Here is a 23,032-nt window from a genome sequence, read left to right on the forward strand (position 1 = left end):
GGGTTGGGGTGGGGTAAAAAACTTTACGACTCCTGCAAGGATTGCTATAGCGATCGACCCGCAGCCCGCGCCCTACAAAAACTCTTGCATAATTCCTATTTTCTATTGCATAATTCCTTGAACCCTCGCTAGTTGCCACCTTTCTTCCGTTAAAATAGCGCGATGTTTAGTAAAAAATTAAGATTCATTTAAACTTTGATACAGACAAAAACGATATACAATTCAATTGTTTGTGACAAAAATAGGGAATAAAAATAGCAAATATGACCGATCGCAAAATACGATCGATCGCACTTCCCAAACAATTTTTTCCAAACAACCAAAACTCAGGAGTCAACAGCCGATGACGTTAAAAACCACCGAAAGCGCAAAATTAAAATCGCTTTCCGACTCAGAACTACATAAAATTAACGCCTACTGGCGGGCCGCAAATTATCTATCCGTCGGACAAATCTATCTTCTCGACAACCCGCTACTCAAAGAACAACTCAAACTCGAACACGTCAAACCCAGACTCCTCGGACATTGGGGGACAACTCCAGGCCTCAACTTCATCTACGTTCACCTCAACCGCATCATCAAAGCCCAAGACATCAACGCCATCTACATCGCAGGCCCCGGACACGGCGGGCCCGGCTTGGTGGCCAACACCTATCTCGAAGGCACCTATAGCGAATATTACTCGAACATTTCTGAAGACGAAGAAGGGATGAAACGGCTGTTCAAACAGTTCTCGTTTCCCGGCGGTATCCCCAGCCACGTCGCCCCCGAAACTCCCGGTTCGATTCACGAAGGCGGCGAACTCGGCTACGCCCTCGTCCACGCCTACGGGGCGGCCTTCGATAACCCAGATTTAATCGTGGCGGCTGTTGTCGGCGACGGGGAAGCGGAAACCGGCCCGCTGGCTGCTAGCTGGCATTCTAACAAGTTTCTCAACCCGGTTCGCGACGGGGCTGTGTTGCCGATTTTGCACCTCAACGGCTACAAAATTGCCAATCCGACGGTGTTGGCCCGCATTCCGCAGGAGGAATTGGAAAGTTTGATGGTTGGTTACGGCTACAAACCTTATTGGGTGGAAGGTTCAGACCCGGAAACGATGCACCAGTTGATGGCTGCAACTATGGATGCGGCGATCGGTGAAATTAAGGCGATTCAGGAAAAAGCCCGGACTGAAGGCTATTTGGGCCGCCCGCAGTGGCCGATGATTGTGATGAAAACTCCTAAAGGCTGGACTGGGCCCAAGGAGGTTGACGGTAAGAAAACAGAGGATTATTGGCGATCGCACCAAGTCCCGCTAGCGGAAATGGCTTCTAAGCCGGGACACGTCCAACTCCTGGAAGATTGGATGAAAAGCTACAAGCCCGAAGAACTCTTTGACGACAAGGGTAAATTGATTGCAGAATTGGCGGAACTTGCACCCAAGGGCGATCGGCGGATGGGGGCAAATCCCCACGCTAACGGCGGCAAGCTGCTGCGAGACTTAAAAATGCCAAATTTTGCAGACTACGCCGTAGACGTGCAAAAACCAGGGGCTGTGATTGCAGAAGCAACCCGCGTTACCGGCCGCTTCCTGCGAGACGTGATGAAACTCAATCAGGAAAACGCGAATTTCCGAGTTGTCGGGCCCGACGAGACGGCCTCAAATCGCCTCGATCCGGTGTTTGAAGTGACGAGTCGGGAGTGGATGGCCAAAACTTTGCCGGAAGATGACCACCTCTTCACCCCCGACGGCCGCGTGATGGAAGTCCTCAGCGAACATCTTTGTCAGGGATGGCTGGAAGGCTATTTGCTAACAGGAAGGCACGGATTTTTCTCTTGCTACGAGGCGTTTATTCACATCATTGATTCGATGTTCAACCAACACGCTAAATGGTTGAAAACTACTCGCGATATTCCTTGGCGCAGACCGATCGCCTCTTTGAATTATTTGCTAACATCTCACGTTTGGCGGCAAGATCACAACGGTTTTTCTCACCAAGATCCGGGTTTTATCGACCACGTAATTAACAAGAAAGCGGAAGTGGTGCGGATTTATTTGCCGCCTGATGCGAACACTTTGCTGTCAGTAACTGACCACTGTCTCCGCAGCCGCAATTACGTTAATGTGATTGTTGCAGGGAAGCAGCCGGCTTTGCAGTATTTGGATATGGATGCTGCGATTAAACACTGTACGACTGGCCTCGGTATTTGGGAGTGGGCTAGCAACGATCGAGGTGGCGAACCGGATGTGGTGATGGCTTGCGCGGGCGATGTTCCGACGCTGGAAACTTTGGCGGCTGTTGACATTCTGCGCCGAGATTATCCTGAGTTAAAAGTGCGGGTGGTAAATGTGGTGGATTTGATGACGCTGCAGCCTACTAGCGAACATCCGCACGGTTTGTCCGATCGCGATTTTGATGCTTTGTTCACGAAGGATAAGCCTGTGATTTTTGCTTTTCACGGCTATCCTTGGCTGATTCACCGCTTGACTTACCGCCGAACCAATCACCCGAACATTCACGTTCGGGGTTACAAGGAAGAGGGTACGACTACTACGCCGTTTGATATGGTGGTGATGAACGATCTCGATCGATTCCACTTGGTTGGTGATGTACTCGATCGGGTTCCAAAACTAAGTTATGCAGCAGCTTACGGCAAGCAAGCCATCCGCGACAAGCTGATCGAGCACAGGCAGTATATCACCAAATACGGCGACGATATGCCGGAAATTCGGAATTGGAAGTGGCCTCACGGGGGCGCGGCTGCATCGGATGCGCCGAAGGAAACGAAAGATCCGGAGGTGGGAGAACAGGGCGTGCGATCGGGCGCACCTGGGTAAGAGGTTTGTAGTCAGGACTTTAGTCTTTCTTCAGTTAGATTGAGGCGGACTAAAGTCCTCACTACGAACCAGGTTTGTAGTGAGGACTTTAGTCCTTCCATTTTTTTCCTAAGTCCTGTTAGAATGAATCATATTAATTCCGGTTGGATCGGAATTATTTAACCGCAGAAAACGCAGAGAACACAGAGGAAGATTAGAGAGAGATATAGGAAAAGTTGGGATTATTATTGATCGTGAGTTTTTTAAAGTCTTTTGCTAAGCTGATAAAATTCAAATACAATCAATATCAAATCCGTAAGTATCAGAATTATTCATCTCTCTCTTCTCTAACTCTGCGCCCTCTGCGCCCTCTGTGGTTAATAAAAAAAATCCTGTTCACCAATGAAATAAAATATCTATATGAGCTTAAAAATTTACTTTCTGCGACACGGTGAAACGACTTACAGCAAGACTGGTGGCTACTGCGGCGACCTCGACGCAGAATTAACACCGGAAGGTTCTATGATGGCCGAACAATTTGCTGCAACTTATGCAAAATTGCCTTGGAATGCTGTTTATGTCAGCCCCATGAAACGCACAATTGCTACGGCTAAACCTCTGTGCGATGCTGTGGGAATTGAAATGCAACTGCGCGATGGATTGAAGGAAATTAGGTACGGCAAATGGGAGGGTGAAACAGTTGAATCGGTTCGTGAAAAATATGCTGATGATTACATTAATTGGTTGACGGAACCGGCTTGGAATCCACCGACTGAGGGGGAAACTTCCGTGCAAATTGCTAGCCGATCGTCCTTAGTTATCGCAGAAATTCAGGAAAAGTACAAAGATGGTAATGTTTTGGTGGTTTCCCACAAGGCGACTATTCGGATTATTCTGTGCAGTTTGTTGGGAATCGATCTGGGAAGTTACCGCAATCGCATTGCCGCTTTAGCAGCTTCTGTTAGTGTTGTCAAGTTTGATGTGCGCGGGCCGATGCTGGAGGTTTTGGGCGATCGATCGTACATGGATGAAACTCTCCGCAATTTGCCCGGTACTTGACATTGGCGGTAAGGTGCGGGGGCGCACCCTACATTCTTCAACTAAAGTGCGCCCAAGTAAGACAATCCTAGAATCGTACCTGTTCCCAGAATATGACCGAAGCAGAGACTTCCGATAAGCGCACCCAAGCTCAAACCGCCCACCAGATTCGCGGAGGGCGCGGCTGGGCCTGTGTGAGGATTTTTGATGGTTAAGCTGCCGAAAGCAATGGCTGCAACATTGCAAATAATCATAATTAAACCGATTTCGGGGCTCCACTCTACGGTTCTGGCCGTAACGGTTAGTAAAATTGTTGTCAGCATGGCGATCGACTCCTTAATTTTTAGTCCATGAAAATCAGATGATGAAGATATATCAAACAACAGCAACCCGTGGCTACATCTTGAATTAATTTTTAATAATTTGACATATTCCTTAACAGAGTGATAGTTAGTGAATAGCTAACAATTAATACGCAGCCAGAAACCGGGTTTTTTAAGAAAATGGTTCCAACGAGCAGAAAACGTAAAAACCCGGTTTCTGAGGTCGGAGTGCGTAAGCCCCCAATTCCCAATGCCCAATTCCCAATCCCCAATTCCCATGAAAATCCTAGTTTTAAATGCAGGTTCTAGCAGTCACAAAAGCTGCTTGTACGAACTAAATGACCGGCTTCCCGATCGCGCGCCGCAACCTCTCTGGGAAGCGCAAATAGACTGGACTCACCGCGAAAATGCCGGGGAGTTGCAAGTCAAAACTGCTGCGGGCAATACGCTTGTGGAAGAATTCGCTTCAGATTCTCGCTCCCAGGCCATTGCTCGGATGCTGGAGACTCTGTGGCAGGGAAAAACTCAAGTTATTAATAGTTTAAAGGACATTGATATTGTCGGTCATCGCGTCGTTCACGGCGGGCGAAAATATCAGCAAAGCACGCTGATTTCGCCGGAAGTCAAAGAGGAAATTTCTCGTTTGGCTGAGTTTGCTCCTGTCCACAATCCGGTTAATTTGGAAGGCATCGAAGCAATTGAAAAAATACTGGGAAATGTGCCGCAAGTTGCTGTTTTTGATACGGCTTTTCACGCTCAATTGCCGCCCGCTGCGTTTGTTTATCCTGGGCCCTACGAATGGCTGGAAGAGGGGATTCGCCGCTACGGTTTTCACGGCATTAGCCATCAATATTGCACTCGCAGGGCGGCTGAAATTCTTAACCGCGATTCTGGCGATTTGCGGCTGATTAGCTGTCATTTGGGCAACGGATGCTCTCTGGCGGCGGTTCGCGGTGGCCGGAGTGTTGACACTACGATGGGTTTTACTCCTTTGGATGGTTTGATGATGGGAAGTCGATCGGGGGCGATCGATCCTGGGATCGTAATTCATCTGTTAAGGCGATCGCACTTTACTGCTGAGGAACTAGATAATATTTTGAACCGAAATTCTGGTTTGAAGGGGATTTCCGGGGTTTCTAGCGATATGCGGCAAATTTTGGCAGCGATTAAAGATGGTAATTCTCGGGCTCAACTTGCTTTGGATATTTACGTGCACCGTTTGCGCGCCGGAATTGGGGCGATGCTGGCGAGTTTGGGCGGGTTGGATGCTTTGATTTTTACTGCGGGTGTTGGGGAAAATTCGGCGGTTGTGCGGGCTGCGGCTTGTGAAGTTTTTGGATTTATCGGGTTAAAATTGGATGGGGAGAAAAATTTAAATTCGCCAGTGGATGACGATATTGCGGCGGTTGATTCAGCGGTGCGGGTTTTGGTGATTCACACTCAGGAAGATTGGGAAATTGCGCGGGAATGTTGGGATATTTCTCGCGGATGATTCGGTTAAGCGATCGCCCTTTGAGGCAACTCGAACACGAGGGACCTCTTTTCTGGTGGGTAATAAATACACAGCGGGCGATCGCGACTTGGAGCTCAACATCCCGATCGAGGATTTCATTCTTCAGTTGACTCTAATTTAGAGTTGCAGCGTTTCCAATAAATTTTAGCCGCGCGATCGCCCTGATTCTGCCGCCAACACTCGGAAAACAGCCGCGCCGCTTCCAATAACTTCCCTTCCGAGTAAAGCGCCCTAGCTTCTGCGAACAATTCCTGCGTAGCTAACTTGCCCTCTTTAATTGCTGGCGGATCGCAATCAAACACCTCATAAACCGTCACCGCTTCCGATTTTCCCTTAACTTTTACCGTATCTAGCGTGCGGATTGCGTACTGAGATGGATTTTTCAGGCGCGAATAAGTTGGCTGGGTAATTAATAGCGACACCCCATAATTTTTTGTCAAACTTTCCACGCGAGAAGCTAAATTCACCGCATCGCTGATTACTGTCCCGTCCATGCGATTTGGTCCTCCCACAGTTCCCAGCATCAAAGAACCCGTATTAATCCCAATCCCAATCTGAATCGGCGCACAGCCTGAATTAGCGCGGTGTTGATTGTATTCAACGAGACGGTGCAGCATCGCAATTCCCGCTTTCACCGCATTATCCGCCTCACCGCTAAACAGCGCCATAATCGCATCGCCAATATATTTATCAATAAACCCCTTATTTTCATTAATCACGGGTTCCATGCGACTGAGATAAGAATTGATAAATTTGAAATTATCCTCCGGTGTCATAGTTTCCGAAAGTGTGGTGAAGTCGCGAATATCTGAAAACAACACAGACATTTCTAACTGCACTTGGTCGCCCAATTCCACATCAATAATGCTTGATTTATTTAGAAACTGGAGGAATTGATAGGGGACAAATCGCTCGTAAGCTTTGTTGAGTTGAGCCAGCCTGCTTTCATTTTCGCGTACTTCTGTATAAAGTTTAGAATTTTGAATAGAAATAGCTGCTTGTCCAGATAACACTTTTAATAATTCCACTCTTTCTGGCGTAAAAGCTCCTGCTGTCAGATTGTTTTCTAGGTAAACAATACTGACGATTTGAGATCGATCGATCAGCGGCACGCATAAAATTGATTTTGGCTGATGCTTTTGGATGTAGGGGTCGTTAGTAAATTGTCCCGATCGCACAGCATCATCTAGTACCACACTTTCTTGAGTGCGGGACACATAATTGACAATCGCAGAGGAAAGTTCTTGACAATTATCAACAGGGATTGAGTGCAGCACGGTGACTTGTTCGTCATCGATTGCCCCTTCCGCTTCAATTAACAGCTTTTCCTGGCTTGACAAAATCAGATAGCCTCTTTGCGCCCCTGCATTTTCCATCAAAATTTTCATCAAGCTAGACAGTAGTTTATCCAACAATATTTCTCCAGAAATCGCCTGATAAGCCTTCACGACGGCGGCAATATCTAGGCGGTCGCCAGAACCCGTAGTTGTCATTGCTACGGTAGTTTGAGTATTTTTACTGCCCGGTTTACTTACAATAAATAATTGGGGATATCGCATTTCTAAATCCGTTACCTTAGCTGCTGCTCCCCATTCAACATAACAATAGTACGCCTCAAAGATGTAGGATCGAGCAATTTTTGTTTTGCCCCATTCGCCGTAGAATTTGGCTGCAAGTTCGTTTGCCAGGGCTTCGTCATTCACATATTTGTTTTCTTTGGCTCCAGAAATTGCGCGATCGTACATTTCAATTGCCTCGGCTTTATTGCCCAACACCCGTTGCCGTTCTGCTTCAACTAAGTGCCATTTATGCAGATAATTCATCGGAGCATTTTTCGCCCACTGTTGCAGCGTGCTTTGATGGGTTTCCACTAAGCCAAGAATTTCAGTTTGCTTCGTTTCTGGCTGTGCCCGAAAAAGTGCCAGGTGCGTCAGGGCAGCATAAAAATGAAAAATTGGCACAAAAGTCGAACCCGATACTCCCATCAAATACTGTTGGACTTGGGTAATGTGGTCTAGGGCGGCAGTGTAATTGCCATAGCAGTAAGCAAGCAGCAGTTTGTAGATGCAGGCACAAGCGATCGCCGTAAATTCATTATCCTGATAGTGCTTGGGAATCATCACCGTTTCATCGTAGGCACTTCCTATTAACAAATCCGGCCGAATACGGGTTTCCCTCAAGTTTTGCACCGTCTGCTGAATCATATCCAAATAAATCCGAGCAGAATATTGTTTCAACTGCGCCATGACAGCGCTAAAACTTGCTATTTCTGCTTCCCAAGTATCTAGTTCTACACCAGCGAACAAATAAGTATAAAAACAAATATATATGTTGTAGCCAGCGTTTACAAAGTCGCCTGTTTCCATACCCAACCTATAGCCCTCTTTCAGCGTCGGTATCGTTGCCAAAAGAGATTCTTGGCGGTGCTGAATCCAACCGCCAAACAAAAGCAGAACTGTGGACTTGAATTCGGGTACATTCAACCGATCGAGCAATGAGAGTGCCAATTGCCCAAAGTCATAGCCCGTTTCCACCTCTTGTAAAAAAGCACAGAACACCATCCCGTGCATCGCATAACCCACCGTCGATGCGGGCGCATTCCCAAAAGAGAGCGATAAACTCACCATCGTGGAGCTCAGCAGCGGCAGCAAACCGGGCATTCCCTGGAAAATGGGTGGAAACAACATACCAGACAGTTGCATCGCTGCCTGAGTCTCTGGATTTGTCATCACAGGTAAGTCAACCAATTCCTCAATTTTTCGGCTGCTCAGTTGCCCCGCAAGGGCTTGCAGCGCTTTGCCAATCTTGGCTTCATCGGGTTCGGCAGGAAGTTCAATCCCCAATTGCAAGAGTGCGTCTCTGGCTGCGGCGATCGTTTCTAAAACCTTGCTCTGGGCTGTCTGAGCAGCAATTTTAATTTCGTAAATTTTAACTCGATCTAAAATTGTTTGGGCTGATTGCAAAACCAGTGCTGCCATCTGTTCCATACCATCAAAGTCACCATTCAAATAGGCAATTTCGGCCGCAGCAACATAAAGATTTAGCGCCAATTCATATTGAGTTTGCCAGCATTCAGGTGTCAGCAGCCCAATTCCCGTTTGCAGATAGATATTTGCCGCAGCGTAGGCGGTAGAATTTCTGGCCTTGCGTCCAGCTTCTAAGTTTAGTTGGGCTAAGGCTGAGCGTTCACTTAATTGATGGATTAACTCAATTCCTTGATTTAAATGCCCCACAATATCAAAGATTCTTTCTTCTATTTCTATCTCGGAAGAACTTTGTAGCAGCAACCGTCCAATTTTGAGATGAGTGGCTTGTTTTTGGTCGTCGGGAATCAATGAATAAGCCGCTTGCTGGACGCGATCGTGCAGGAATTTATAAGTTGGATTAGCAACAGACTGGTTCGGAGATTGAGCCTCTGCTTGAATAAAGTTATAGCCGTCTGAAATCACTAAAATGAGTTCTTCTTGCAAAGCTTTCCACAGCGCTGATGCCGTTGCTTCTGGTAATTCTTCGCTGACTGTTGCCAAAGTATCTAAATCAAACTGCGCCCCAATACACGCGGCAAGTTTGAGAACATCCTGAGTTTGGGCAGGCAATTTCTGCAATTGCGCCGCCATAAAGTCCACCACATCCGAGGTGCCGGCAAATTTAACTCGATCGATATCGCACTGCCACCCCCCTTGTACCCCCAGGGTAAGGGGGGATGAAAGGGGGGTGGGGGATTGAGGGTAGTTAAAGATAATTTGACCGTCTTCATACAACGCCTTGAGGAATTGAGTCGAGAAAAAGGGATTACCTTGGGTTTTTTGATAAACCAATTCTGTCAGGGGTTCGGCTAAAGATAAATCGCAAATCAGTGTATCTGCTACCAACTGATTCATATCTGCTAAACTCAACGGTTGAAGCGTAATAGTATTCACCACTGCCCCTGACTTCAAAATCTCATCCACCGCCAACATAAACGGATGAACAGGGGAGACTTCATTATCCCGATAAGCACCCAATACCAAGAGATGCCCCGTATCTTCCATCAACAGTTGTAGCAATTTCAGTGATGCCGAATCCGCCCACTGCAAATCGTCCAGAAACATCACTAAGGGATGTTCAGCAGTAGTAAATACTTGCACAAATTTCTGCATCAGCAGATTGAAGCGATTTTGGGCGGCACTCCCCGACAATTTTAGTGCAGGACTTTGAGCGCCAATGATGCGTTCTAATTCAGGAATTACGTCAATCAACACTTGCCCGCTCTCGCCTACTGCTGTGAGGATCAGGGTTTTCCATCTGTCTAACTGAGAGTCACTTTCTGATAATAATTGTCCCATCAATTCCCGAAATGCTTGCACAAATGCACTGAACGGGATATTGCGCTGGAACTGGTCGTATTTGCCTTTGATAAAATAACCGCGCTGTCGGGCGATCGGCTTGTGGACTTCGTTCACTACTGCGGTTTTACCAATTCCAGAAGAGCCAGCGACTAGCATCATTTCGGGAGTAGCATTACCAACTCTTTCAAAGGCCGCTAATAGCTCTAAAACTTCTGTTTCTCTGCCGTATAATTTTTCGGGAATCAGGAAATTGTCTGTAATATCATACATTCCCAAGTCAAATTCTTCTATGCTATCGTTTTCTTGTATTGTAACCTGACATATTTCTAAATCGTGCTTGATACCCATTGCTGTTTGATAGCGGTTTTCGGCATTTTTCGCCATCAATTTACTGACTATTTGGGAGACAATTATGGGGATTCCTGGATTGATTTCGTGGAGAGGAGTTGGCTGTCTGGCAATGTGGCAGTGAACGATTTCTAAAGCATCTTCTGTCTCGAAAGGTAGTTTTCCTGTCAGCAATTCGTAGAAGGTGACGCCGAGGGAGTAAAAGTCTGTGCGGTAATCGATAGAGCGATTCATCCTGCCTGTTTGTTCCGGCGAGATGTAAGCGAGGGTGCCTTCTAAAATGCTGGGGTTTTTCAGGGTTGGCATTTCTCGCGTTAGCTGAGTGGAAATACCAAAGTCGATAATTTTTAGCTGCCCCGTTTCCGGGTTATAAACAATATTTGAGGGGTTAATATCTTTGTGGATGATGTTAGCTGCGTGAATTTGCCCTAAAGTTTCAGTAGTGGCGATCGCAATTTGCAGAAACTCCTTCAGACTAAACTTTCGCCGCAGCATCCAAATTTTCAAGGATTCCCCGCCAAAGTCCTCCACAAAAATCACGAGGCTGTTTTGGTATTTTTGCAAGTCATAGACTCGCACGACTCCCGCCTCTTTCAGCTCTCGGGTAATGCGATATTCGGTGCGGTAGCGCAGCAATTCTTGAGGTGTGGGGTAGCTCTCTTTGAGAAGTTTGAGGATCAGCGGTTGACGATCCGCTTCCCGAATGGCCCGGTAAACCAGAGAGTTAGCACTTTCATAGAGCAGTGTCTGGACGGCAACGCCTGGAATCGAGAGCATATTGATTTTTCTGCTAAAAATTAACGCTAAGTCACAACGCACCAGCTTTCTGTAAATAATAGCGCGTTAGAAACGAAAAAAATAGGTTTTTTTAACTCCTGTTTAGTTTTTCAGCATCTCGTGGCTGTCAATCACTCGTTTCTGTTCGGTTTACCAACCACTTCGCTGCTAACCGAACCGCAAATTCAAGTAATACCGCGCGCTGCTGGGAAAATATAAAATGGAAAAACAGACTGCAAATCATTAAACTCCTCGGAAAATTGCCGTGCTAAGTAATATCAAATCCTCTATTCATCGGAATAGTAAATTCGATTTCACGGTTGACGGTTGACGGTTGATGGTTGACAGTGAACAGTGAACAGTGAACAGTCAACAGTCAACAGTCAACCGTCAACAGTCAACAGTAAGCAGTAAACAGTAAGCAGTAAGCAGTAAACAGTGAACAGTCAACAGTAAACAGTCAACAGTAAACAGTAAACAGTAAACATAATTCCGGTTTAACCGGAAATGATCTAATAGAAGAACAGGAATATTAATATCTTTTCACCACGGACTTCCAATCATCACAAAAGCAGACCAATAATAAGGATGCGACAACTTCAAATCAGCAAACCCCTGCAAAGATTGCGGCAACTCCACCCCCTCGCCCCGACTCGAACCCCGCAACTTTCCGCCCTCCAAACGCACATTACCCCGCAACATCGCAATTTGCGCTTCTCGCAGCGCCGCAGCCTTAATTGGCGCAGTCTTCAAATGCTGGTAAAACTCATTCATCAATCCCAAAGTACCCTCGTTCGAAACATACCACAAACTCCCCAAAGCCGTTTGCACCCCCGCTTGCAGCGCCAAACCGCCAAAACCAAACTCCGCACTTTCATCACCCACAGCAGTGCGACAAGCACTTAAAACTAACAAATTCACCTGCGGATTATCGCACTACTAGCTTGAGTGTTAAGAATTGATGAAAGATTGTCCCTGAGCAATAGTACCATCCGCATTGCTGGCGAACATACCTACCAGCCAAAATTTCAAGAACTATTAAGAAACATCACATTTATCACTAATTTTTAGACAGGTGACTTATAGTTCAATACAATTGACTTAATATTTTTTGATGAACTTCATCTTACGATTTTATAGGCAATACAGGCATTTTTTGCAATTCAGATTATTTTTCAGTCAACCGTATTGACTTATACTTTATAGTTTCCCTAACTAAAACTGTAATATGAATTTAACAAATTCTCGTTATCAGCAATTAGCGCCATATTTAATATTTCTATTTGTTGTCACTGTTTTTTTTGCGATCGCCTCATTATTTCCTTACCGAATAGAGTACGATCCCATTCCTCAAATTAAAGGAATTTCCCAGTGGTTGAGCGGAGGATCTAGTTTAATCAACTCAGTTGTCACCGTAAATCCCAAAGATATATCCCAAGATATACAAACCTGGATAGTCTGGCACGCTCCCGGCGTTACCTTCACATTTTTACCTTTAATCGCCCTCGGATTGCCTTTAGGAATTGCAGTCAGAACAACGGCATACTTTTTGTTTCTTTCAGGCGGCTTGGGGTGGATAAAGGTAATAGATACTCTCACCTCTGACCAAAAAATCAAAATAATTATAGCTGTCCTGTTATCTATCTATTATATAGAAATTGGCTCATTATTGGTTTTTACAGCAGGAGATGTGATTCCCTGGGCAGTCATGCCTTGGGTATTACTCTACGCAATGTATCTGTGTTCAATTTTATCATCAGGCAATAAATTTGACAGCCGCCTTCTAATTCATGCAGCTCTACTAGGTCTACTTTTAGGAGGAATTTACTGGTTAAAATACTCTGCTTTTTTAGTTTCTCTAGGAATTCTCGCATATCTAGCTGTATTTTTATGGTTTTTCAGCAAACAATATACCTTTAAAAACCGTTTTATCCTGTTAGCAGTTTGTACGATATTCACCCTTTTGCCAGTAATTGGTCTGAGTGCTATTCACCATTCACTTTCTGGAGTCAATAGTGCTGTAGACCAATTTGAAGCTGCTATTCCTGTGGCATCGCCTTCTACAAGAGGAATGCGTTTTTTATTGAGTTTAATAGCAGCTCCAGGTTTAGGTCTATTCAATTCAGAAATTTTTACTCAAGGCAGGCTGTTGACCTCTACAAGCACAATTGTTAAACAGTTATTTGGTTTAGATATTTCAGGAAAAACAGAAACCTTTAAAATATTTGTAGGTCTAGCGGGAACCTTAGCAGCTTTTTGGTTTGTTGCAGACTGCGCTCGAAAAAATATATACAATAAAAAACTTATTATTCTTTGGGGATGCCTTTCCACGATTCCTTTTATATTCATTGCATATATATCTTATAAAACTGGAATCAATCTATTAATGGCAGGCATCGGTCGTTATAGCAATCCTTTCTTTATACTTACTGTCTTTTTTGTTATTTCTTCCTACCTTTACTGGATTTCAAATCGGGAAAAATCTATCCTATCAAAAATTGTCTTGTCTATTTTATTGGTATTCTTTGTCTTGCTGCCCCCGCTCAATTATATAGGTGATTGGGCTGAGGCTATAATGTTGCGGAAAAATTACGTAACAACAGAGAATTTTATCTATGTCGATATCTTGTCAAAAATGAATGTTAAATCGGTAGTTAGTCAAATAAATTATGCTGTTAAATCACCTAAAGATGTTGTAGTTTTAACTAAAGATACCGATGAATTTCGTTTTGGTTCGTGGCTGGAAATGAGACACAGAATCCTCACACTCCCAATAGTTGACAGTGAAGAAGCTCAGATGAAAATTACAACAGCACAAGATTTGAGAGTCATACTTGTTGTATCTAAGGCTTTGGAGCAAAATGAAAATCAACTGGCGCTAATCAAGCAGAGATTTGCCCAATCAACTGGATGGACTCGGCTGCCAGAAAATCCAGATGCTGAGGTTTCTATTTGGTTTTCTGATTTGAAGGCTTGACAATATATAGCCTTTCTCAGATAAATGAGGTATGTGTGCTAATGGGTAATGGATAATGAATAATTGGCAGGGCACCAGCTTTTAAGTCGCAAGCTTTGCGGTTATTGTCAATTACCTTTTACTTTCATTACCGATTACCAATCACCACGGACTTCCAATCATCACAAAAGCAGACCAATAATAAGGATGCGACAACTTCAAATCAGCAAACCCCTGCAAAGATTGCGGCAACTCCACCCCCTCGCCCCGACTCGAACCCCGCAACTTTCCGCCCTCCAAACGCACATTACCCCGCAACATCGCAATTTGCGCTTCTCGCAGCGCCGCAGCCTTAATTGGCGCAGTCTTCAAATGCTGGTAAAACTCATTCATCAATCCCAAAGTACCCTCATCCGAAACATACCACAAACTCCCCAAAGCCGTTTGCACCCCAGCTTGCAGCGCCAAACCGCCAAAACCCAACTCCGCACTTTCATCACCCACAGCAGTGCGACAAGCACTTAAAACTAACAAATTCACCTGCGGATTATTCAATCTCAAATTCTGTAACTCATTCAGTCTCAGGCGACTGTTCCACAACTGAATAAAAGAATTACTCGGAGCCCCCGGACGAAATTCGCCGTGAGTAGCTAAGTGAATAATTCCAAAAGGCCGGCTTTGATGCTGTTGTTTCAAATTCTCTAAAGTGAAACCCTCATTCAGAAAACTTGCTCCCGGCCACTCTCGCGAAATAGCAGCTATTTCTGCAGGAACTGCAGGTAAAGGATTCAACTCTGAAAATTCCGACGCGCCCATTGCTAGAACTTGAGAATTTCTGAGATCGACGTAGCGACTATCTGTTAAGTTAATGCTGGGCATCAAACTGAGACTGTATTTTTCCACCAAAAATTGCTTTCCGTCGTGCAAAGCAGCAAAGGGCATACCTCTCAAACCCCGATCGACAACAAAGGAAATAGTATCCGTTTCGCACTTTTGCAAATCCTCCTCCAAAGGCGCAACCATCCACTTGTAAAGCTTTTGGGCTGATGGTAGATAACTCGTAGTAGTCCGCGCCCCAGGCTTAGTAATCTCACCCCTGAATTCAGTTACAACTTTCAGCAATTCTTCCCGGTTTGCTTGCGACACGGTTTTGTGAACAACTGCACCGCAAGAAGTTACTAACATTAAATCTAATTTTTCTGCTCGCGAAAACAGATAAATCAAGCTGGGTTTCGTGCCCGTTTCTGCACCCGCAGATGCTAACTTTTTCTTGATGTCGTCTGGAGATAGCAACTCGTCGCTGCTGACGTTGATACCGAAATATTCCCGAAATTCTTGGCTGAAAGATTTTTCTAGCAGAGGTAAAGCTGCCGATATTTGACCGACATCCAAATTTCTGCCGATTTCACTGCGAAATGCTGACTGAATAACTGAATCTCTGATATTTGAATTGATCGCATTTCTCAGTCCTCTCAGAGATTGGATTCTTTCCGGCAGTATCCTTTCTCCGGGTTTTCCTATAACTCGCGATATTCTGTTTTGATTCCGTTGCTGTTGGGAGTTAAGGGGTTCGTTTGGTTCGGGAAAAATCGATCGCCCTCGATCGGGAAATCTATCCCTGAGTGATGGCGGCGGCTGATTGATTCCGGGTGGAGTTATTCCGGGTGGAGTTATTCCCGGTGGAGTTATTCCCGGTGGAGTTATTCCCGGTGGAGTTATTCCCGGTGGAGTTATTCCCGGTGGAGTTATTCCCGGTGGAGTTATTCCCGGTGGAGTTATTCCCGGTGGAGTTATTCCCGGTGGATTATTTGGTTGGTTGGTAGTGACGATCGCACTACTACCTTGAGTGTAAGAATTGATGAAAGATTGCCCCTGAGTAATTGTACCCGCAGCATTGCTGGCGATCGCCCCAGCAGTCCCGTTAACCGCCGCATCTCCCACCGCAAAAGGTATCGGCGGATTGACATCCCCGCCGCCGTGGGCGATCCTGACTGTACCCGGTTGATCGCCACCAAGCGTTGAGACACTCACAGTGCGGTTTTGGTCAAAAGTACCAGTCACTCGCACCAAACCCGGAGTTGCGATATCAACTTTAGCGCCCGGAGCATAGACCGATACAATGCTAATATCATTTTGAGCGTTAATATTGACTGCAGGATTGCGGCCGCGCCCCGAAAGATTAACATCTATTTCCCCAGTTCCGATCTGCCCTCCCGCTAAAATATCCACAATTGATGAAGCATTAATATTGCCAGTGCTGACATTTCCCCTGCTGCTAACTAAATCAACTACAACTCCCTGCAAATTTCCCGCACTGACATCGCCAGACGCTGTGAAGCTGACACCGTTAGCTGCGGTAACATTTGCAGTCTGAATGCTTCCAGCATTACTATTAACTAAAACATCACTTCCCTGTAAAATTCCTGAATTTATATTGCCCAAAGCGGTGAAATTTACATTGCTGGTGGCGGTAGCACTGGTAACTCCAATCGTCCCCGCACGGCTGTTAATATTAACAGCCACACCCCGCAAATTTTCTGAATTCACATTTCCCGCAGCTTTTAAATTGATATTTCCAGTTGACGCAGTATTGCCGATCGCAATATTTCCCCCATCACTATTAACATCAACTGCTGCCCCCTGCAAATTCCCAATATTTAAGTCGCTAGAAGCTCTCAAAGCAACGCTGGCGGCGGCAGCATCAATCGATGCCACATTAATATTAGTTTGGGCGTCCAAATTGACTGTGGGAATCGCAGGATTAACTGGATTTGTGGCAGGATTAACAGCGATCGCCCCCGTGTTGATTTGTTGTCCTGCTAAAATTCTGACATTTCCCGTAGTGGCGATCGTACCCGTAGCGACGCTTCCGCTGCTGCTGCCAGCCCTGAGAGTAGCACCCGCGAGGTTCCCTACGGTTAAGTCGCCCGAAGCTGCCAAAGTGAGATTTTCGGTGGCTGTAATATTGGCGGGTGTTGTATTCGGGACAATTGTATTCGGATCTGTCAAAACTCCCAGAGCACCTGAGTTGCTGGTAATATTAACTTGAGAACCCTGCAAATTCCCAAAATTCACATTGCCAAAAGCTGTGAAGGCGATCGCCCCAGAATTCCCAGTGTCGATCGCACCGGTTACAATATTACCCCCAGTCGTATTCAGACTAATATTGCCGTTGATATCATTGGGAGAAATATCATTGGTTAATATAATATTGTTGAGAGCTTGAATATTAATTGTCGAACCAGACGTTAACCTGCCTCCAACTACTACTCCAGCATCCCTGCTTTCGAGGCTAATTTGTCCGCCGTTAATATCTCTAGTTTGCACGTCTCCCGTTGCCGACAAAATCACCGGCCCGGCTGCTAAAATATTTTCCACAGCAATCAAATTTCTGCTAAAAACAGGTTCCGCAGTGAAATTTGTATCCTCACCTAAAATGTCAGGAGAAACATTAACAGAATTTGCCAAATTTGCGACTCCCGCCCGCAGAATCAAAGCCGGACTCCTGGTTAAAATCGCAATATCCGGGTCGGAATTCACATTTTCAGTCTGCAATGCCAAATCCGGGCCAGTAATAGTAATATTTTCACCAACAATACTCCCCCTCGCCTCGATTTTCAGCGAAACACCAGTATAATCTCCGAAAAAAACATCTCCTTCGGAACTGATAATCGGGTCAAATAAACTCACAAAATTTCCCGGCATTCCCGACAGATTCCGCACCGAAAAATTGCCTCCCGCAACAAAGTGAGAATCCCCCGAAATCGTGCCGTTGCTGACTAAACTCAAATTGCCTGCGCTTTGGAATTGCGGGGGAAGAGATAAGCCGCCAGTGGCGTTTTGAGTGAGAATGTCGATCGCGCGATCGGCCCGCACCTCCAAATTCCCCCCAGCCCGCGCCAAAAACGGATTCTGAACGCTATCTCTCACCCGCACCGCATCCCCGGCCAGCAAACTCAAATCCCCCGCAGTTTGCAGCCTAGCCCCCGCTAACGTCAGATTTCCCGCAGCCCATAAATTCGCACTTCCCGCATTCAATTGATCCAGCGCAGACATATTCCCAGCAGCGATCGCCACATCCCCAGAATTCACCAGCAAACCAGAACCCACCAGCCGCACGCTACCGTCATCCGCAACCGCAACACCAGTCGCCTGATTTTGCCCCGTACCTGTCAGCAACTGCGGCAAAGAAACAGGATTTAAACCTTGTGGAGAATTCCCCAAATTCCCGCCCGCTGATATCTCCAAACTCAACAAAAGTCCCGGTTGACTGATACGCAAAACATTCTCCCCCGGAACCGCAGCAACAGTAATTTGCCCGCCCGGAGCCGACAACTGCCCCGTACTAACAACCGTACCGCCCAACAAAGATAAACTCTTGCCCGGAGTCACAGCCAAATTACCAGCATTAACAATACTCCCCGGTTGAGTCCCGCCAAAATAAAAAGCATTTGGCGCACCAACTAACGCGCTAAAATTATTTGTACCCGCAGCATTAAACCAATTAGAACCAAAACCGACATTCGTCGCAGTAGTCGCAGTGAAAGCCCCCGGCACATTCAAACTCGCCTGCGGCCCAAACACAATCCCCGCAGGATTAATCAGAAACAGATTAGAATTGCCGCCCGTGACAGTAATTAAGCCATTAATTAACGAAGCGTCGCCGCCAGCAATGCGAGCTAATATATTTTGAATAGCCGAATTAGTCAGAAAATTAGCAATTTGACCTTGATTTAAGCCGAATTGGCCAAAACTGTGAAAAAGATTTGCCCCGTCTCCCGACAAACTGCCGCCGTTGATATCGTAGCGGTTGCCGGTGCGGGTAACAGCAGTCCCAGTACCGTCTGCCGCCGGGACTATTGGCTGTGCTTGCGCCAAAGTATTAAAAATTAACAAAGAAAACGGACAAATAAATGGCCAGAGCTTTTTAATCTTTAAGTTAGTGTTTTTCATAGCAGCAAGTGATACTATCTCAATTACCTCAATTATCGCACCCGCAAACAAAATAATCGTAAATAACAAATTAACTCGATCGTGACCACTCCCATCATCAAAAGCTTGTACACAGACGGCGCTTGTTCCGGCAACCCCGGCCCCGGCGGCTGGGGTACAGTAGTTTGCTACGCCGACGGCAACTGTCACGAACTCGGGGGAGCAGACCCCCAAACCACCAACAACCGCATGGAAATGCAGGCTGCTGTCGCTGCGCTCGAATTTTTTGCCAATTCCGGTCAAACCGAACCAGTCACCCTTTACACGGACAGCGAATACGTTAAAAACGGCATCACCAAATGGATTCAAGGCTGGAAAAACAAAGGCTGGAAAACCTCGACGGGCAAAGAAGTCGTCAACCAAGACCTCTGGCACCTGCTAGACAAGCTGAATTCCCGACAAGTCAAGTGGGAGCACGTCCGCGGCCACTCAGGCGACTTCTACAACGACAGATGCGATGAAATCGCCCGCAGCTTCTCGCGCAATCTCACTCCCAAACTGCAACAGCAGAAAGCTACAGCAGGCGGGACTGGGGCGAGTACGGGGGCACCGCCCCTACACTTGCAAAACCCAATTGTTTTGGAAGAAACGGACACAACTGGTAACAAAACGATAGAATCCTATGTCATAACTTCTGACCTTCCGAGCTCCAACTCTACCATGATGGATTCAACTGCCGATACCCTGGAGAACTTGCCCCGCGAGGTGAGAGTTCAGGAACTCCGCAACCTGATAGAAACTTTGCACACAGCCGATGAAGTGGCCACTAAGGGCTACTTGATCACCAGTTCTGAACTGGCTGATTTGATGGATGTAAATGCCAGCGCTGTCACCAGTCGCGGAGACAATTGGGTGTGGCGCAACTGGGTAGTTTCTCGCGTCCGCCGCGAGGGAAACCAAATTCTCTGGCAATTAGAGAGAATCGACCACGTAAGTACAACAGATTAGTCATCAGTCATCAGCCATTAGTCAGATTCTGACTAATGCCTTTTGCCTGCTGCGATATCTAGGGTTATTTCCCCGAACTATGACGGTAGGTGCGCGCCGCGTGCCTACCGTTTCAGCACATTAAAAATAATTTTATCTATAATTAAGAAAAACAAACAAATCCCGAACCAACCGTGAAAAACAAGAGTTCGATAGGTTTAATGAACTGGCTGCAACCAAAACAAGAAACCGTTTTGTTATGCGACTCAATTGCAGCAGCTTCTGACATGGCATTTATGCTCAAGGGTGAGTGGGATGGCTGCAATAGTTTGGTTCTTCCTAAATCCGACAAGGTAGCAATTGAAGCAGCCGCTAGTTTGCTGGAGGCATCGTGGTGCTACCAAAATGCTTCCGAAACAGTTTTAATTCGGTTAGCAGCGGACGAATTGCTCCGCCGTTATGCCCTGGGAGACAGATTTTTTATTAATGCCAATTTGAGATGCGCTCAATTGGATAAAGTTTGCTTGCAAAAGATTGATTTGAGTTATGCAAAATTGAATTTGGCCGACCTGGGCGGCACGAATTTAAGTCAAGCCAATTTAACATCAGCGGAGATGCCGGGAGCAAATTTGAGTGGCAGTAACTTGAGTGGAGCGCAACTGGTTAGGGCTAATTTAGTGGGAGCTAATTTAGCTGATGCTAATCTCCGAGGTGCAAATTTGAGTTATGCAGATTTAAGCAATGCTAACTTAAAAAATGCAGATTTAAGAGGTGCAAATTTAGGTAGATGTGACTTAAGAAAAACTTGCTTGAATGAGGCGATGCTTGACTAAAATAAGGGACGGGGGGAGAGCAGATTATTTATGCTCCGCGTTCCAATGATGATTCATATTTGCGATCGCGCCACTGTAGCTATCGGCAGAAATAATACCATTTCTCTAAAATCATGCAATACTCTTTGACCCCCCCTAGCCCCCCCGCGAGTTCGGGGGGGGACAAGAATACTGTTGCATTATTTTTTGAAATTGGTATAACCTCCCGATCGAGAGGACGCTCACCCTCGATCGAAAACAGTTTGAGGCTCGTACTATCTAATACCAATTTCATAAAGTAGCGCTAGATATTACCCCCCCAACCCCCCCGCGAGTTCGGGGGGGCTAAGATTTGATCAATACCACATCTTTAGAAAAATGGTATAACTGTCAACTGTCAACTGCCAACAATCAACTGTCAACTGTCAACTGTCAACTGTCAACCAAATTGAGTAACTACGAACGCTACCAGCAAGCGGCTTTCAACCGACCGGAGTTTTATCCGATCGATCAATATGTGTCGCCGGAATATTACCGCCCCATTGCGCCTTGGATGGGGCGATTGATTTTGCCGGCCATTCACCAACGGCAAACGATTCAAGGTGCGTTGTTTGAAATTCATCACGCGCCCGGTGAATTTCAGCATTTGGTGGGACAAATTGCGATCCTGCGCTTTAGTGACGATCGCCTGGTACAGGCCTACGTTCGGGCCGTGACGAAAGACGTGCATTTCAGTCCTCAAGCTGAACGCAGCAAACAACAAGGCAAAGTTCACCCAACCAGGCTCAATCACTGGCGACAAGTTAATCCCCTAGAGTCGATCGCAGGTTCGCATCCTTACGATGATGTAATTGTGATGCTGCAAGAACCCGTGGGTGTGGAACAATTTGCACAAAACACCATTCTGACCGTTGCTTGCGAACCAGTGCAAATTACCGGACGTTATTACGGGTTAGTGAAATTTGTGCGATCGATTCAGCCGAACGGTGATTTGTTTGAGGTAATTCACTTCGATCGCGCCTCGCGACAATTCGCGGGAGCTCAAGAAATCGTTAGCCTGCCTCCAGTAATTGCCAATAGCAATCAGACTCCTTCCTCCACCAGCAAAAACATTGAGAAATCGCCCTTAAATGAAACTGGATGGTATATTTACGGTGCGCCGGATCGATCGGGGCGATTTGTCGTGCAGGCGATCGCGCCTCGGAGTCTGTTGCAGGTTGAAGCTGACCGAGAGATTGCAGGCAAAACCTCAGTTAAACACTACCTAAAACACGAGTCTTGGAGCAATCTGGTAGCTCAGAAGGGAACAACCAGTAAGACATTGCTCCGTTTCAAATCAAATCGAAATCCAGTTAATTGGCACGAAGGAAAACGAGCTTTACTGATTCACATTTATGGTGGGATTGGAGGCAAAAAAGCAGAACCAGCTACTAAAACTCCGCTCTACTTCGGGCATTTTGCTTACGGACTGGCGACAGTCGTGCGAGAACCGCTGGCGAATGAACTGCGATTTGATATTGTTTATCACCAAATCTACACGCACAACAAGGAGGGGCTGATTGCTGGGAGTTTGCATTGGTCGCGCTACATGGGCGACAGACAGTTTGGCTGGTTGGGTTTGCGCCCGGTTTGCGATACGATAATCGAATTCGATGCCTTCACGAGCGAGTATGAAACCCAGGACGGCCAGAAGCGATCGCCGCTCGATCGATTGATTTACCAGTTAGAAATCATGGTGGCTCGTTACCGGATTGGCGATGGCACCGGAGGGACGTTTGTTGGGCCTGACTACAATTGCACTCAAGACTCCAATCAAGCTTTGTATGCAGCAATGCGGCAAATTGCTCGATCGCTTTTGTCTCTCTCAAATATCGAAGCATCGAAACAGCAACACCCCGAAGAATTAGATAAATTAGAGCAGTTAGAACAGTTGAGCAAAAAGTTAAAACGGCTGCTGTTACCCTGTGGAACCGCACGCGCCGACTGGAAGAATCAAGCTGAAGTTTTGGGCAGCACTGTAGAAGACCGTCCGCTGCAAAAGATTCGCCGAAGTTTGCTGAGTTGGCGCACAATTCTACCGCGTCTGACAAGCGATGAAGTGACTCAAGCCTTTCTCGAACAGGGTGGGGAAGCCTGGGTGTTGCGAACAAATCAGGTGGGAGGTTTTAATGGAGAGATTGAACCTGTAGCGCCGATGACATTTTAGCCGGCTTTCCACAGC

10 protein-coding genes and 1 pseudogene are annotated in these 23,032 nt (G+C 46.2%); 7 read left to right on the forward strand and 4 right to left on the reverse strand.

Annotation, left to right across the window (positions count from 1 at the left end):
• Window positions 1-343 precede the first annotated feature (343 nt).
• Both AACV78_RS26090 and AACV78_RS26095 read left to right on the forward strand, forming a co-directional pair.
• Complete coding sequence (locus AACV78_RS26090) at window positions 344-2,818, forward strand: phosphoketolase family protein (protein WP_194012542.1); 2,475 nt, start codon at window positions 344-346, stop codon at window positions 2,816-2,818.
• A 399-nt stretch (window positions 2,819-3,217) separates the two neighbouring features.
• The gene (locus tag AACV78_RS26095; RefSeq protein ID WP_194012540.1) at window positions 3,218-3,856 is read left to right on the forward strand and encodes a histidine phosphatase family protein; all 639 of its coding nucleotides are present in this window, start codon (window positions 3,218-3,220) and stop codon (window positions 3,854-3,856) included.
• 41 nt (window positions 3,857-3,897) lie between these two features.
• On the opposite strand, the gene psaK is transcribed toward AACV78_RS26095, so the two are convergent.
• The gene (gene psaK / locus AACV78_RS26100; protein WP_194012539.1) at window positions 3,898-4,158 is read right to left on the reverse strand and encodes a photosystem I reaction center subunit PsaK; all 261 of its coding nucleotides are present in this window, start codon (window positions 4,156-4,158) and stop codon (window positions 3,898-3,900) included.
• Window positions 4,159-4,435: 277 nt separating this feature from the next.
• Here psaK and AACV78_RS26105 point away from each other — a divergent pair, with 277 nt between their 5' ends.
• A complete protein-coding gene (locus tag AACV78_RS26105; RefSeq protein ID WP_194012541.1) occupies window positions 4,436-5,650 on the forward strand; it encodes an acetate kinase in 1,215 nt (404 codons plus the stop codon).
• Window positions 5,651-5,766: 116 nt separating this feature from the next.
• Here AACV78_RS26105 and AACV78_RS26110 read toward each other — a convergent pair whose 3' ends face one another.
• Together AACV78_RS26110 and AACV78_RS26115 are read right to left on the reverse strand one after the other, a co-directional pair.
• On the reverse strand, window positions 5,767-11,124 hold the full coding sequence (locus AACV78_RS26110) for an AAA family ATPase (RefSeq protein WP_194012538.1): 5,358 nt from the start codon (window positions 11,122-11,124) through the stop codon (window positions 5,767-5,769).
• 543 nt (window positions 11,125-11,667) lie between these two features.
• Window positions 11,668-12,057, reverse strand: a pseudogene (locus tag AACV78_RS26115) (CHAT domain-containing protein); the annotation flags it as partial.
• 295 nt (window positions 12,058-12,352) lie between these two features.
• On the opposite strand from AACV78_RS26115, the gene AACV78_RS26120 reads away from it, so the two are divergent.
• Window positions 12,353-14,101 carry a hypothetical protein gene (locus AACV78_RS26120; protein ID WP_194012428.1) on the forward strand — a complete coding sequence of 583 codons (1,749 nt, stop codon included), beginning with the start codon at window positions 12,353-12,355 and terminating at the stop codon, window positions 14,099-14,101.
• Between the two features lie 141 nt (window positions 14,102-14,242).
• On the opposite strand, the gene AACV78_RS26125 is transcribed toward AACV78_RS26120, so the two are convergent.
• The gene (locus tag AACV78_RS26125; RefSeq protein WP_194074355.1) at window positions 14,243-19,033 is read right to left on the reverse strand and encodes a CHAT domain-containing protein; all 4,791 of its coding nucleotides are present in this window, start codon (window positions 19,031-19,033) and stop codon (window positions 14,243-14,245) included.
• A gap of 81 nt (window positions 19,034-19,114) precedes the next feature.
• Between AACV78_RS26125 and rnhA the strand changes: the two genes are divergently transcribed.
• The 3 genes from rnhA (at window position 19,115) to AACV78_RS26140 (ending at window position 23,017) form a co-directional block, all read left to right on the forward strand.
• Window positions 19,115-20,020 carry a ribonuclease HI gene (gene rnhA, locus AACV78_RS26130; RefSeq protein ID WP_194012430.1) on the forward strand — a complete coding sequence of 302 codons (906 nt, stop codon included), beginning with the start codon at window positions 19,115-19,117 and terminating at the stop codon, window positions 20,018-20,020.
• A 200-nt stretch (window positions 20,021-20,220) separates the two neighbouring features.
• Window positions 20,221-20,832 (forward strand): pentapeptide repeat-containing protein, encoded by a 612-nt coding sequence (locus tag AACV78_RS26135; protein WP_194012431.1) that lies wholly within the window; start codon window positions 20,221-20,223, stop codon window positions 20,830-20,832.
• A 331-nt stretch (window positions 20,833-21,163) separates the two neighbouring features.
• The gene (locus tag AACV78_RS26140) at window positions 21,164-23,017 is read left to right on the forward strand and encodes a hypothetical protein (protein ID WP_194012432.1); all 1,854 of its coding nucleotides are present in this window, start codon (window positions 21,164-21,166) and stop codon (window positions 23,015-23,017) included.
• The last annotated feature ends 15 nt before the right edge of the window (window positions 23,018-23,032 follow it).

This window comes from Tychonema sp. LEGE 07196 (assembly GCF_963890365.1).
Classification (GTDB): Bacteria; Cyanobacteriota; Cyanobacteriia; order Cyanobacteriales; family Microcoleaceae; genus Microcoleus.